This is a genomic window from Streptomyces sp. NPDC006655 (assembly GCF_040703965.1).
Lineage (GTDB): Bacteria > Actinomycetota > Actinomycetes > Streptomycetales > Streptomycetaceae > Streptomyces.
The window spans coordinates 167,335-180,673 of the sequence record NZ_JBEYJU010000004.1 but is presented as its reverse complement, the minus strand read 5'-3'; the positions used below and the strand labels follow the sequence as shown (position 1 = coordinate 180,673).

The window sequence follows — 13,339 nt, the reverse complement described above, 5'->3', positions numbered from 1 at the left end:
CGGCGCTCACGACTGCTCTTCCGCGAACCGGCCCGCCGCCGGCCTCTCCCGCCACAGCCGCAGGGCCACGTCGACCAGCCGGATGTGCCTCAGGTCCGGTACGGCGTCCAGGTCGTGCCAGGCGGCCATGTCGGTGGAGCCGTTCACCTCGTTCGTGAGCTCGCCGCCGACGATCTCACCGCTGTAGATGATCCGCACGCCGTGGTGGTCGGTGGCGCGGGACAGCAGGGTGCCGGGGGCGAAGCGCTGGTGGAAGGAGTCGATGCCGAGCAGGCCGGTCACCTCGATGCGGTAGCCGGTCTCCTCCATGAGTTCTCTGCGGACGGTGTCGTAGGGGTCCTCGCCGTGGTCCATGCCGCCGCCGGGCAGCACCCATTCGGGGGTGCCGTCGGCGGCGGGTGACCGGGCGAGCAGGATCTGTCCGTCACGGACGCACACGGCGTAGGCCGCCACCCTGAGCTTCTCGCGCACGTCGGCACGGTAGGGCGTGGAGCCTGCGCCGGCCACTGGTTTCCCGCGCGGGACCGGGGTGGTTTCCCGCGCGGGACCGGGGTTTCCCGCGCGGGACCGGGGTTTCCCGGCGGGGCGTCCCGGCGGGGTGCCCCGCGCCTCAGCCGTCCTGGCAGGTCATGGTCCGCGACGCGGGCAGGTCGCGGACGATCCAGGACCGCTCCGGCGCGATCTCCGCCTCCCCGACCGCGTACCGGTCGGGCACCTGCCGCCCCTCCGTGATGCCGACCAGCAGGCGGGCGCCGGTGCGGACCCGGGCGTCGGTGCCGGACCCAAAGAGGAACTCCACCTCCGCGGCGGTCCGCGCCGGTTTGTAGGCGCGGGTCACGCGCAGGGTGACGCGGTCCTCGCCGGAGCCCGACAGGTGCCGGACTCCGGTCACCGTGCCCTCGACGACCAGGCGGGCGCAGGCGAGGTAGCCGGGGCCGGTGGTGTGCTCCGGGCTCGCCGGGCCGGACGCGCTGCCCGCCGCCCTGTCACTGGCCCCGTTCGACATCGCGCCCGAGCCGCCGCTCGCCGCGAGCCAGCCGATGCCGAACACGGCCGAGGCGAACGCGGCGGCGAGGGCACCGGCGAGACCGAGGGCGCGGACGCCGGGGTGGTGCAGGGGACGGCGGCGCCCGGCCGGGCGTGCCCGCACCTGGGCGGGCGGCGGCCCGGCGAGGGCGTCGCCCACGATGCCGAGCTGCGCGCGCAGGAGGGCCACATCGGCGGCGGCGGCACGGTACTCGGCCAGGAAGCCGGGATCGGCACGCTGAGCCTCGGTGAGCGGCTCGTCCAGAAGAACGGCGAACAGTGCGTCCCCCTCCACCCCCGGCTCACCCCGCCCACCGTCCGGCTCCCCGTCACCCCGACCACCACCGTCGCCACCTTCACCCCGATCACCGTCGCCCACCCGGTCCCGGTCGCCACGCCCGGCGTACCTGTCCCCGTCACACCGGTCCCGGCCAGCGCCGCCTTCGTCCCGATCACCGTCGCCCACCCGGTCCCGGTCGCCACGCCCGGCGTACCTGTCCCCGTCACACCGGTCCCGGCCAGCGCCGCCTTCATTCCGGTCCCGGTCGCGGTCGTCCTCCCTGTTCCGGTTGCCGTCGCCGGTGTACCGGTCGCGGTTCCGGTTTCGGGGTGCGGTGTCGTCGGGGCCGGTGCCCTGGGGGTGGGCCTCGTGTCGTTCCGGGCCGTCGTGTTCGGCGGGCATGGTCACACCACCTCGTCCTCGTGCAGGCGGGCGCGCAGGGCCCGTACCGCCGTGTGCAGCCGGCTCTTGACCGTGCCCTCGGGGATGCCGAGCGCCTCGGCTATCCCGCGGACCGGCAGGTCGGCGTAGAAGCGCAGGACGAGGATCTGGCGCTGGGCGTCCGGGAGTTCGTCCAGGCCGCGGGCGACGGCGACGGACAGCACGCCGCTGTCCTCCCCCACGGCGGGGTCGGGCGGGCGGAGGGCCGCCAGCCGCTCCCCGAGGCGTTCCTGGCGGCGCTTGGCGCGATGCCAGTCCATGGCGAGGTTGGAGGCGACCACCGCTGCCCACGCCGAGACGTCCCGTGGTGCCTCCTGACCGCCCGCGGCCCGCTCCAGCAACCGCAGCCGTACCTGCTGTACCCCGTCCGGCAGGTCCGCCTGCGGCACCCCGCCCAGCGCGAGCACCGCCCGCACCCGGCGTTCCTGGTCCGCGTCCAGGGGATCACCGTGCCGACCCCCCTGGACGCGCCGGGTCCTTCCGCGCAGCACAACCCACCCCCTCACCGCGTTTCCCCTACGACGCCACGGCCCCCGGAAACGTTCGGACGGACCGCGGATTTCTTTTCCGAGGCGTACGTCACACCCCCGCGTGGCGCAGCACAGCTTGCGGCACGTCGGCCACGTGGAGGTAATTTCTGCAGCTCAGCGCGGGTGCGAGCGGGAGTTCCACGGGCCGGGTGGTCCGCTCGGCGGGCATGGCGCGCAAAGAATTGGACAGGCTGACCCGGGTCGGCCGCATGATGGAAAGGCCGCAGACACACGTCACCGCATTCAAAGGGAGTCACCGTGAGGGTCGGAATCGTCGGAGCCACCGGTCAGGTCGGCACGGTCATGCGCAGGATCCTCACGGAGCGCGCCTTCCCGGTGACCGAGCTGCGCCTGTTCGCCTCGGCCCGCTCCGCCGGTACCGTGCTCGACGGTGTGACGGTGGAGGACGCGGCGACCGCCGACTACACCGGCCTCGACATCGTGCTGTTCTCCGCGGGCGGGGCCACCTCGAAGGCGCTGGCCGAGAAGGTCGCCGCGCAGGGCGCCGTCGTGATCGACAACTCCTCCGCCTGGCGCAAGGACCCCGAGGTCCCGCTGGTCGTCTCCGAGGTCAACCCGCACGCGGTCGCGGACCGCCCCAAGGGCATCATCGCCAACCCGAACTGCACCACGATGGCCGCGATGCCGGTCCTGAAGGTGCTGGACCAGGAGGCGGGCCTGGAGGCGCTGGTCGCCACCACCTACCAGGCGGTGTCCGGCTCCGGTCTCGCGGGCGTCGCCGAGCTGCACGGCCAGGTGCAGAAGGTGGCCGCCGACGCGGAGAAGCTGACGCACGACGGCGCGGCGGTCGACTTCCCCGAGCCGCAGGTCTACAAGCGTCCCATCGCCTTCAACGTGCTGCCCTTCGCCGGCAACCTCGTCGACGACGGTCTGAACGAGACCGACGAGGAGCAGAAGCTGCGCAACGAGTCCCGCAAGATCCTGGAGCTCCCGGAGCTGAAGGTCTCCGGCACCTGTGTACGCGTCCCGGTCTTCTCCGGGCACTCCCTCCAGATCAACGCGCGGTTCACCCGGCCGATCTCGCCGGAGCGGGCGACCGAGCTGCTGTCCGACGCGCCCGGTGTCGAGCTGTCCGACATCCCGACCCCGTTGCAGGCCGCCGGCCGGGACCCCTCGTACGTGGGCCGGATCCGCCGCGACGAGACCGTGGAGAACGGACTCGCGCTGTTCGTCTCCAACGACAACCTCCGCAAGGGGGCCGCGCTGAACGCCGTGCAGATCGCGGAGCTGGTGGCGGCGGAGCTGTCCGGGCGGTAGGACCGCCCGAAAGGGTGCCGCGGCCGGCCGTCGTGCGGCTGCGGCACCGTGCTCGGCGAGGCGCTGACGGGCATCTCTCGGGTTTTCCCTCGACGCCGCGGGCACTGTCCCGTGGAAGGATGGCGCAACCCACACATAACGAGGAGATGACCGCGTGCCTGGCACAAACCTGACTCGCGAAGAGGCGCAGCAGCGGGCGAAGCTGCTCACCGTTGACTCGTACGAGATCGATCTCGACCTCTCCGGCGCGCAGGAGGGCGGAACCTACAGGTCCGTGACCACGGTGCGCTTCGACGTCGCCGAGAGCGGCGCCGCTTCCTTCATCGACCTGGTGGCCCCGGCGGTCCACGAGGTCACCCTCAACGGTGACGCCCTCGACCCGGCGGAGGTCTTCGCGGACTCCCGGATCGCTCTGCCGGGCCTGCTGGAGGGCCGCAACATCCTGCGGGTGGTCGCGGACTGCGCGTACACCAACACGGGTGAGGGCCTGCACCGGTTCGTCGACCCGGTCGACGAGCAGGCGTACCTCTACACCCAGTTCGAGGTGCCGGACGCCCGCCGGGTCTTCGCCTCCTTCGAGCAGCCGGACCTGAAGGCGACCTTCCAGTTCACCGTGAAGGCGCCGGCCGGCTGGACCGTGATCTCCAACTCGCCGACGCCCGAGCCCAAGGACGACACCTGGGTCTTCGAGCCGACGCCGCGCATCTCGTCGTACATCACGGCGCTGATCGTCGGCCCGTACCACTCGGTGCACAGCGTGTACGAGAAGGACGGGCAGAGCGTGCCGCTGGGCATCTACTGCCGTCCGTCGCTGGCCGAGTTCCTCGACTCGGACGCGATCTTCGAGGTGACCCGGCAGGGCTTCGACTGGTTCCAGGAGAAGTTCGACTACGCGTACCCCTTCAAGAAGTACGACCAGCTGTTCGTACCGGAGTTCAACGCGGGCGCGATGGAGAACGCGGGCGCGGTGACCATCCGCGACCAGTACGTCTTCCGGTCCAAGGTGACCGACGCGGCGTACGAGACGCGTGCCGAGACCATCCTGCACGAGCTGGCCCACATGTGGTTCGGCGACCTGGTCACCATGGAGTGGTGGAACGACCTGTGGCTGAACGAGTCGTTCGCCACCTACACGTCCATCGCCTGCCAGGCGTACGCGCCCGAGTCGCGCTGGCCGCACTCGTGGACCACCTTCGCCAACTCCATGAAGACCTGGGCCTACCGGCAGGACCAGCTGCCCTCCACGCACCCGATCATGGCCGAGATCCGGGACCTCGACGACGTCCTGGTGAACTTCGACGGCATCACGTACGCCAAGGGCGCCTCCGTCCTCAAGCAGCTCGTCGCCTACGTCGGCATGGACGAGTTCTTCCAGGGCGTGCAGGCGTACTTCAAGCGGCACGCGTACGGCAACACGCGCCTGTCCGACCTGCTGGGCGCCCTGGAGGAGACCTCCGGGCGCGACCTGAGCACCTGGTCGCGCAAGTGGCTCCAGACGGCCGGGATCAACGTCCTGCGCCCGGAGGTCGAGACGGACGCCGACGGTGTCGTCACCTCGTTCGCCGTCCGCCAGGAGGCCCCGGCGCTGCCGGCCGGCGCCAAGGGAGAGCCGACGCTGCGTCCGCACCGGATCGCGATCGGGCTGTACGAACTCGACGAGGAGACCGGCAAGCTGGTCCGCGAGGACCGCGTCGAGCTGGACGTGGACGGCGAGCTGACCCCCGTACCGCAGCTGGCCGGCCGGCGTCGGCCCGCGGTGTTCCTGCTCAACGACGACGACCTGTCGTACGCCAAGGTCCGCCTCGACGAGGAGTCCCTGCGTGTCGTCACCGAGCACCTCGGCGACTTCGAGTCCTCGCTGCCCCGCGCGCTGTGCTGGGCGTCCGCCTGGGACATGACCCGGGACGCCGAACTGCCCGCCCGTGACTACCTGTCCCTCGTGCTGTCGGGCATCGGCAAGGAGTCCGACATCGGTGTCGTCCAGTCGCTGCACCGGCAGGTGAAACTGGCCGTCGAGCTGTACGCCGACCCGACCGCCCGCGAGGCCCTGCTCACCCGCTGGACCGACGCCACCCTGGCCCACCTGCGGTCCGCCGCGCCGGGCAGCGACCACCAGCTGGCCTGGGCCCGCGCGTTCGCGGCCACCGCCCGGACGCCGGAGCAGGTGGACCTGCTCGACGCCCTGCTGGACGGGGCGACGACGATCGAGGGCCTGGCCGTCGACACGGAGCTGCGCTGGGCGTTCGTGGAGCGGCTGGCGGCCGTCGGCCACTTCGACGAGGAGGACATCGCGGCCGAGTACGAGCGGGACCGGACCGCCGCCGGCGAGCGCCACGCGGCCACCGCCCGCGCCGCCCGGCCGACCGAGGAGGCGAAGGCCGAGGCGTGGGCGTCGGTCATCGACTCCGACAAGCTGCCGAACGCCGTCCAGGAGGCGGTGATCAACGGCTTCGTCCAGACCGACCAGCGTGAGCTGCTGGCCCCGTACACCGACAAGTACTTCGAGATCCTGAAGTCGGTGTGGGACTCCCGCTCGCACGAGATCGCCCAGCAGATCGCGATCGGTCTCTACCCGGCCCTCCAGGTCTCCCAGGAGACCCTCGCCAAGACCGACGCCTGGCTGGCCTCGGCCCAGCCGAACGCGGCCCTGGCCCGGCTGGTCTCGGAGTCCCGCGCGGGCGTCGAGCGCGCCCTGAAGGCCCAGGCGGCGGACGCGGCCGCGCAGTAGGCGGCACATCGGCGGGGCACCCGGTGGTGACACCACCGGGTGCCCCGCCTCACTCGTGAAGTACGCATCACCCAGGGCGGGTTGAGTATCCGTGCTCACGTCCGGGGCGGCCGCCCGTTGCGAGGATCGACGCAACGGCGCGGCAGCGAGCGCCGGATCCGTTCGGCCCGGACAGTCCGGGCCGGCCCGAGCCAGTCACGGAGAACTCGCCATGTCCCGTCGTATCGCCCTGTCCGTCGTCGCCGGTGCCGTCGTGCTCGCGGGAGCCGGGGCCTTCGCCCTCGCCTACGCCGGCGACCGGGACCCCGTGCCCGCCCTGGCGCACAGCGCCGTCCACTACACCGCTCCCAGTAGCGGCCGGGACGGCTCGCTCTTCTTCACCACCGAGGTCAGCGCGCCCTCCGGGGTCAGCGGCCTGAAGGTGCTGGCCTGGCCGGAGCGGTCCGGGTTCGCGAAGAAGCAGCCGACCGCCGAGGAGATGGCCGCCGTGGAGTCGGCGACCTGCACGCCGGCCCGCGGTCACACCGTCCGCTGCGTGTACCGGACGCCGGTGTCCGCCGCCGACGCGTCCTCCGCGCACGGCGCCTGGCACATCGCGGTGCTCGCCACGGCGAAGGACGGCCACACCGCCTTCGACACCAAGGCCGCCGACTTCACCGTCGCCTGAGCCGGGCGGAACCTGCTCAGCCCACGTGGGCGGCCAGCGCCCTCTCGATGGCCGCCTGCCCCGCGTCCTCGGCCGCCCAGGCCGCGTACCCGTCGGGGCGCACCAGGAGGGTCGTCCGGTGGTCGCTCCGCCAGCGGGCGGCGGCCAGGCGGTCGGCGCGCGCCGGGTCCACGTCGTACGAACCCGGGGTGACCAGCACGAACCGGCCGCCGCGCAGGGCCTCGTACAGACGCCCGCCGCCGGCCAGCGCGAGGTCGGGGACGCGGGCGCCGGTGAGGGGGTGGGCGCCCCGCGGCGCCGGGTACCGGTAGCCGATGCCGGTGACCTGGCCGATCGCCCGGCGGCGGGCCGGGGCGAGGTGGCTCAGGGCGGTCGTGAGCGCGGCGCGCACCGGCAGCTGCCAGCCCTTGGCCATCGCGAGCCGGACGATCGCGCCGCTGCTGCGCAGGACCGTCCTGCCGACGGGGTGGCGTTCGCTCTGGTAGGTGTCGAGCAGGCCGGGGGCCGCGTGGCCGTGCAGGACGGCGGCGAGCTTCCAGCTCAGGTTGGCCGCGTCCTGGAGGCCGGTGTTCATGCCCTGGCCGCCCGCCGGGGTGTGCACGTGCGCGGCGTCGCCCGCCAGGAAGACCCGGCCGACCCGGTACCGGGGTACCTGGCGCTCGTCGCTGTGGAAGCGGGACATCCAGCGGGGGTCGTGCATCCCGTAGTCCCGGCCCAGCGCCAGCCTGGTGATCTCCTTGATCTCGTCGAGGCCGACCGGCTCGTGGTCGGGGACGTCGCGGCCGCGGTGCCAGCAGATGACCCGGTGGTAGCCGTCGCCGAAGGGCGCGAGGAACGCGAACGCGTCGCCCACCGCGCCGGCCGTGAGCACCGTCTCGGGCCGCTCGGCGAGCAGCACGTCGGCGAGGACGACGGACCGGATCGCCGACCGCCCCGGGAACGGCAGCCCTACCGCCTCCCGCACCGCGCTGCGCATCCCGTCGGCACCGACGACGTACGCGGCGCGCAGGCTGTCGGCGCCCTCGACGTGCACGGTGACCCCGTCGGCGTCCTGCGTCAGCCCGGTCACCTGGGACTCGTGACGGAAGTCGACGCCCGCCGCCACCGCCCGGCGCTCCAGCACCTTCTCGACCTCGTACTGCGGGAGGACGAGGACGTGGGCGAAGCGGGAGGGGAGGGTGCCGAGGTCGAGGGTGAGGCCGTCGAAGAGGTTCAGGCGGGTGAGGGGGCGGCCGACGGCCTCCAGTTCGTCGGCGACGGCGCGGGCGTCGAGCTGCTCCAGGGCGCGGGCGTGCAGGACGAAGGCGCGGGAGAGGTTGCTGATGCCGTGGGGGCGCTTTTCGAGGAGGGTGACCGGGACGCCGGCGGTGGCGAGGTCACCGGCCAGGAGGAGGCCGGTGGGGCCGGAGCCGACGACGATCACGCGAGGGGTGCCACTGGTGCCGTGCATGGGGGCCTCCTTGATGCCGACGCTTGTGGGCCCACGCTTGTGGACCTACGGGCGTTGGCCTACGGGCGTTGGCCCGCGAGGGTTGGCCCGCGAGGGTTGGTCAACGCTTGTTGGCAAGCCTAGGCCGAGCCCGCGAACGGGGTCAACACTTGTTGGCCCACAGATGTTGGCCTACGCTCGTTGGCATGACCGGCACTCCCAGTAGAAGCACAGCACCCGCGAGCGGCCCGCCGACGCGCCGCTCCGACGCCAGCCGCTCCGCGATCCTGGCCGCCGCGCGCGAGCGCTTCGCCACCGACGGCTACGAGCGCGCCACCATCCGCGCCATCGCCAGGGACGCGCGCATCGACCCCTCCATGGTCATGCGGTACTTCGGCAACAAGGACGGCCTGTTCGCCGCGGCCGTCACGCTCGACCTGCGGATGCCGGACCTCTCCGGGGTGCCGCGCGACGAGGTCGGGGACGCGCTGGTGGGCCACTTCCTGACCCTCTGGGAGGCGAACGAGGAACTCACCGCCGTGCTGCGGGTCGGCGTCACCAACAAGGCGGGGGCCGAGCGGCTGCAGGGCATCTTCCGGGAGCAGGTGGTGCCGGTGGCCCAGCGGGTGTGCCCGGACCCGGAGCAGGTGTGGACGCGGGCGGGGCTGTGCGCCGCGCAGCTGCTGGGGCTCGCCCTCACCCGCTACGTGCTGCGGCTGCCCCCGGTCGTGGAGCTCGACCGGTCGGAGATCCTGGCGTGGCTCGGGCCGGCCGTGCAGCGGTATCTGACCGCGCCGAGCCCCTGAGGAACGCGCCGAGGGCGCCGGTCGGCCCCCGTACGCCCCGTCGCGGTCCGTACGGAGGGCGACCGGCGCCCTCGGTGAAGAAGCGGAGAAGTGGTGCGGCGGAGGTCAGACCTTCGCCTTGGCCTTCGTCGAGCCGGGCTTGACGACCCGGACCGTGGACTTGTCCAGCACCATCACCAGGCCGGCGATGATCCCGAACAGCACGAGCGGGGTCAGGACGTAGAGGCCCAGCGTCTCGATGACGCTCAGGCCCTTGCCGGGGTCGTCGCCGTCGTCACGCGTGAGCGCGAGGGCAGGGGACGACATGAGCAGCATCATCAGCGTCGTACCGGCAGCCAGGGCGCCGGCGCGCAGGGCGTTCTTCTTGTCCACGGTCCCCAAGTTAGCTGGCCCCCTTCGGGGACGCGCGCCCGGGGTCCCCCTAGCCGGCTCCTGGCGCCGTGCCGACCGCCCCGGGACCCGCCGCCGCCCGTCACCGCGCCCTGAAGCGGTCCCCCGAGGCGTCCCCGAGGCGCCTGCCGAACCGGTCCCCGTCAAGCGCCGGCGGCGTCGGCGGCGCCGTCCTCCCCGAGCGCCTCCCGGAGCACCTCCAGCAGCGCCCGTACCCGCTCCGACCCCTGGAGCTCCTCCAGGGTCACCGGGCGGCCCTTCGGGTCGGCGATGGGCAGGCGCCAGTTCGGATACTGGTCCCAGGTGCCGGGGAGGTTCTGCGGGCGGCGGTCGCCGACGGCGTCCGGGAGCCAGACGCCGACCATGCGGGCCGGGGTCCGGAGCAGGAAGCGGTGCACGGCCCGGATCTCGGCCTCCTCGTCGCCGACGTCGGTCCCGGCGAGCAGGCCGAGGCTGATCAGCAGCGCCAGCCACTCCGCCGTGTCGGCCTTGGCGTCCGCCCGTTCCTGAGCCAGCGGACGGGTCGACAGGCCCAGCCGGTCGCGAAGTTCGACGTGTTCGCCGGTGAGGCGGGCGGCGGTGGGCGGCAGGTCGTGGGTGGTGGCGGTGGCGAGGCAGTCGGCGCGCCAGCGTTCCGGGGGCAGCGGGCGGCCGTCGCCGTCCCAGTCCCGTTCGAACCAGAGGACGGACGTGCCGAGCACCTTGTGTCGCTGGAGCGTCTCGCGGACGCCCGGTTCCACGGTCCCCAGGTCCTCGCCGATCACCACGGCGCCCGCCCGGGTCGCCTCCAGGGCCAGCAGGGCGAGCATGGCCTCGGCGTCGTAGCGGACGTAGGTGCCTTCGGTGGGCGGGCTGCCCGCCGGGACCCACCACAGCCGGAACAGGCCCATCACGTGGTCGATGCGCAGGGCGCCCGCGTACCGGAAGAGGGCGCGCAGGAGGTCCCGGTACGGTGCGTACCCGGAGGCGGCCAGACGGTCGGGGCGCCAGGGCGGCAGACCCCAGTCCTGGCCGCGGGCGTTGAAGGCGTCGGGCGGGGCGCCCACCGACATCCCGGCGGCGAAGAAGTCGCGCTGCGCCCAGGCGTCGGCGCCCTGCGGGTGCACGCCGACGGCGAGGTCGTGCACGATCCCGACGGGCATCCCGGCCTCGCGGGCGGCGCGCTGGGCGGCGGTGAGCTGGGTGTCGGTGAGCCAGGCCAGCCGGGAGTGGAAGGCGACGCGGTCGGCGAGTTCGGTGCGGGCGCGGGCGGTCTCGGGCGAGCGGGGGTCGCGCAGGGCCGCGGGCCAGCTGTGCCAGTCGGAGCCGTGCCGTTCGGCGAGCGCGTACCAGGTGGCGTGGTCCTCCAGGGCCTGGCCCTGTTCGGTGCGGAAGGCGTCGTAGGCGGCCTGCCGTGCGGGGCCGAGCGGTACGGCGGCCACCGCCTCCAGCGCCTCGCGCTTCAGCTCCCACACCGCGTCCCGGTCGATGAGGGCGCCCTGGTCGAGGACGGCGGAGCGCAGGTGCCGGGCGCGTTCCGCGAAGGCGTCCTGCCGCTCGTACTCGGGGACGGACTCCAGCCGCAGGTGGACCGGGTCGGGGAAGCGGCGGGAGGAGGGGCGGTAGGGGGACGGGTCGGTGGGGGCGCCGGGTACGGCCGCGTGCAACGGGTTGACCTGGACGAAACCGGCGCCGGCGGTGCGTGCGGCCCAGTCGGCCAGGTCGGCGAGGTCGCCGAGGTCGCCCATGCCCCAGGAGTGCCGGGAGAGCAGCGAGTAGAGCTGGACGAGGAGTCCGTACGAGCGGGTGGCGGGGGTGGGCAGCCGGTCGGGGGCGACGACGAGATGGCAGCGGGCGGTGCGGCCGTCGGGCGCGGTGGCGGTCACCTCGTGCACCCCGGGCGGCAGGTCCCGGATGTCGCCGCGCGGCTGCCCGTCCTCCGTGCGCACCTCGACACGGGTGCCCGCGGGCAGGCCGAGGTCGATCGCGCCGGTGCCGGCCCAGTGGACGGCGGTCGGCGGCAGCAGCCGTTCGGCGAGGTGGCGCTCGCGGTCGGCGAGGGCGGCGCGGACGGCGCGCGGGCCGCTCGCGTCGACGCCCAGGGCGCCGAGCACCGCGATCACGGCGGACGGGGAGGCGGGGACCGTACGGCCGGGGGACGGGCTGTAGGAGGTGGCGACACCGTGCAGCTCCGCCAGCCGGGACAGCTCCCCGTCGAGGGGAGTGCCGAGGGCTTCGCTCATCTACAACCCCGGCTCGCTGGTCAGGGGGGCGGCGTCGGCGAGCGGCGGTTCGCTGGTGAGGGGCTCGGCGTCGGGCAGCGGCGGCTCGCTGGTCAGCGGCGCCTGGACCCGGGCGGCCTCGGCGCTGAACACGCACCAGCAGGGTTCCTCCACGGTCTGCACCGGGGGTTTGAACTGGGCCGGGATCGGATGATGAACCGTTGCGGCCACGGTGGCCTCCTTGTCCTCACGTCGGGTGGCGCGGCGTGTGCCGCTTCAGGGCAGGCCTACCCAGTCGCCGCGGGGCCACTCCCGATGCCCCTCCCCCGCCACGCGAACCGTCCGCGTCCAGGTGATCGATGAAGAGGGTGTGAGACTGGTCCGCCCCATGGGGGGCCACCGGGAGGACGACGGTACGGCGACCGGCGACGCGGCGCTGCTGCGGGCCGTCGCGGCCGGGGACGCCGCGGCGCTCGCCGACCTGTACGACCGGCACGCGGGCTGGCTGCACGCGCGGCCGGCCCGGCGCTGCGCCGACCCCGACGTGGTGCGGGAGGTGCTCCAGGACACCTTCGTCACCGTGTGGCGGTCGGCCGCCGGACACCGCGGGCAGGAGGCCGGCGGCCGGCTGTGGACGATCGCCGCCCGCCGCCTGGTGGACGCCCGACGGGCACAGGAACGGGCGGCGCCGTCCGCAGCACCCTGGGCTGCACGGGGTCGGTCGCGGCGGCGGCCGCGCTGCTCGGTGCCCGGCTGAGCCGGCTGCCGGTCTTCGGGTACGTCAGTGCGGTGTACCTGGGTTCGGCGGGGGCGCACGGAAGCGTGGTGCCGGTGTGGGCGTGGCCGGTGCAACCGGGGTCGCGACCGGGCGCCTGGGCGGCTGCGCTGGGCGCCTTCGCGGTGGGCGGCGCGCTGTACGTCGTACGCGGCGCACGTGCCGAAGGGCCCCGTGGCTGAGGCGGCGGCCACGGGGATGCGAAAGCCCGGATCGTCAGGCGGAGATGCCGTCGATCCGGGCCAGGGCGTCGTCCGCGCCGTACGGCTGCAAGTACGGCAGCCAGCGCGGGTCCCTATGGCCGGTGCCGATGATGCGCCAGGCCAGGCCGGTGGGTGGGGCCGGTTTGTGCCGCAGCCGCCAGCCGATCTCGACGAGATGGCGGTCGGCCTTGACGTGGTTGCAGCGGCGGCACGACGCCACCACGTTGTCCCAGACGTGCTGACCCCCGCGACTGCGCGGGATGACGTGGTCGACGCTGGTTGCGACGCCACCGCAGTACATGCACCGGCCCCCGTCGCGGGCGAAGAGCGCCCTTCGGGTGAGAGGAACGGGCCCCCGGTAGGGAACCCGTACGAATCGCTTGAGCCGGACCACGCTGGGTGCGGGGACTGTGACGGTCGCGCTGTGCATATAGGCGCCGGAGTCCTCCAAGGCGACTGCCTTGTTCTCCAGGACGAGGACGAGCGCGCGGCGGAGCGGTACGACGCCGAGCGGCTCGTACGACGCGTTGAGGACCAGGACATGCGGCACGGGTGCCTCCTTGGGCGTCGGCGGCGCGTGGCTCG

The 13,339-nt window shown here is 73.7% G+C and carries 12 protein-coding genes and 1 pseudogene; 5 read left to right on the top strand and 8 right to left on the bottom strand.

The genetic code is table 11. The features are described 5' to 3' along the window. Window positions 1–6: 6 nt before the first annotated feature. The 3 genes from AB0958_RS03885 to AB0958_RS03875 all read right to left on the bottom strand — a co-directional run bounded on the left by AB0958_RS03885 (window position 7) and on the right by AB0958_RS03875 (window position 2,238). Entirely contained in the window at window positions 7–471 is a 465-nt protein-coding gene (locus AB0958_RS03885) for an NUDIX hydrolase (RefSeq protein ID WP_366888683.1), read from the bottom strand. Window positions 472–610: 139 nt separating this feature from the next. Further along, complete coding sequence (locus tag AB0958_RS03880; protein WP_366888682.1) at window positions 611–1,321, bottom strand: hypothetical protein; 711 nt, start codon at window positions 1,319–1,321, stop codon at window positions 611–613. A gap of 389 nt (window positions 1,322–1,710) precedes the next feature. Continuing rightward, window positions 1,711–2,238, bottom strand: coding sequence for a sigma-70 family RNA polymerase sigma factor (locus AB0958_RS03875; protein ID WP_366888707.1), 528 nt, complete (start codon window positions 2,236–2,238; stop codon window positions 1,711–1,713). Between the two features lie 297 nt (window positions 2,239–2,535). Between AB0958_RS03875 and AB0958_RS03870 the strand changes: the two genes are divergently transcribed. The 3 genes from AB0958_RS03870 (at window position 2,536) to AB0958_RS03860 (ending at window position 6,950) form a co-directional block, all read left to right on the top strand. Beyond that, complete coding sequence (locus AB0958_RS03870; protein ID WP_366888681.1) at window positions 2,536–3,555, top strand: aspartate-semialdehyde dehydrogenase; 1,020 nt, start codon at window positions 2,536–2,538, stop codon at window positions 3,553–3,555. A gap of 154 nt (window positions 3,556–3,709) precedes the next feature. After that, window positions 3,710–6,283 carry an aminopeptidase N gene (pepN, locus tag AB0958_RS03865; protein WP_366888680.1) on the top strand — a complete coding sequence of 858 codons (2,574 nt, stop codon included), beginning with the start codon at window positions 3,710–3,712 and terminating at the stop codon, window positions 6,281–6,283. 211 nt (window positions 6,284–6,494) lie between these two features. Further along, window positions 6,495–6,950 carry a DUF5707 domain-containing protein gene (locus AB0958_RS03860; RefSeq protein WP_366888679.1) on the top strand — a complete coding sequence of 152 codons (456 nt, stop codon included), beginning with the start codon at window positions 6,495–6,497 and terminating at the stop codon, window positions 6,948–6,950. 16 nt (window positions 6,951–6,966) lie between these two features. On the opposite strand, the gene AB0958_RS03855 is transcribed toward AB0958_RS03860, so the two are convergent. Beyond that, a complete protein-coding gene (locus tag AB0958_RS03855) occupies window positions 6,967–8,400 on the bottom strand; it encodes an FAD-dependent monooxygenase (RefSeq protein WP_366888678.1) in 1,434 nt (477 codons plus the stop codon). Window positions 8,401–8,585: 185 nt separating this feature from the next. Between AB0958_RS03855 and AB0958_RS03850 the strand changes: the two genes are divergently transcribed. Continuing rightward, the gene (locus AB0958_RS03850) at window positions 8,586–9,185 is read left to right on the top strand and encodes a TetR family transcriptional regulator (RefSeq protein ID WP_366888677.1); all 600 of its coding nucleotides are present in this window, start codon (window positions 8,586–8,588) and stop codon (window positions 9,183–9,185) included. Between the two features lie 105 nt (window positions 9,186–9,290). On the opposite strand, the gene AB0958_RS03845 is transcribed toward AB0958_RS03850, so the two are convergent. From AB0958_RS03845 to AB0958_RS03835, 3 genes are all read right to left on the bottom strand, one after another. After that, window positions 9,291–9,557 (bottom strand): hypothetical protein, encoded by a 267-nt coding sequence (locus tag AB0958_RS03845; protein ID WP_358972665.1) that lies wholly within the window; start codon window positions 9,555–9,557, stop codon window positions 9,291–9,293. Window positions 9,558–9,718: 161 nt separating this feature from the next. After that, window positions 9,719–11,797 (bottom strand): 4-alpha-glucanotransferase, encoded by a 2,079-nt coding sequence (malQ, locus tag AB0958_RS03840; protein ID WP_366888676.1) that lies wholly within the window; start codon window positions 11,795–11,797, stop codon window positions 9,719–9,721. Further along, entirely contained in the window at window positions 11,798–12,007 is a 210-nt protein-coding gene (locus AB0958_RS03835) for a hypothetical protein (RefSeq protein ID WP_360513192.1), read from the bottom strand. A 157-nt stretch (window positions 12,008–12,164) separates the two neighbouring features. Here AB0958_RS03835 and AB0958_RS03830 point away from each other — a divergent pair. Continuing rightward, a pseudogene (locus AB0958_RS03830) lies at window positions 12,165–12,461 on the top strand (sigma factor); the annotation flags it as partial. A 306-nt stretch (window positions 12,462–12,767) separates the two neighbouring features. On the opposite strand, the gene AB0958_RS03825 reads toward AB0958_RS03830, so the two are convergent. Continuing rightward, window positions 12,768–13,304: an HNH endonuclease gene (locus AB0958_RS03825; RefSeq protein ID WP_046734416.1), complete on the bottom strand. Its 537-nt coding sequence runs from the start codon at window positions 13,302–13,304 to the stop codon at window positions 12,768–12,770. Window positions 13,305–13,339: the final 35 nt, after the last annotated feature.

Excerpts from the sequence above, each read along its gene's own strand:
- AB0958_RS03855 (WP_366888678.1), bottom strand. The coding sequence starts at position 8,400 with ATGCACGGCACCAGTGGCACCCCTCGCGTGATCGTCGTCGGCTCCGGC.
- malQ (WP_366888676.1), bottom strand. The coding sequence starts at position 11,797 with ATGAGCGAAGCCCTCGGCACTCCCCTCGACGGGGAGCTGTCCCGGCTG.
- AB0958_RS03850 (WP_366888677.1), top strand. The coding sequence starts at position 8,586 with ATGACCGGCACTCCCAGTAGAAGCACAGCACCCGCGAGCGGCCCGCCG.
- AB0958_RS03860 (WP_366888679.1), top strand. The coding sequence starts at position 6,495 with ATGTCCCGTCGTATCGCCCTGTCCGTCGTCGCCGGTGCCGTCGTGCTC.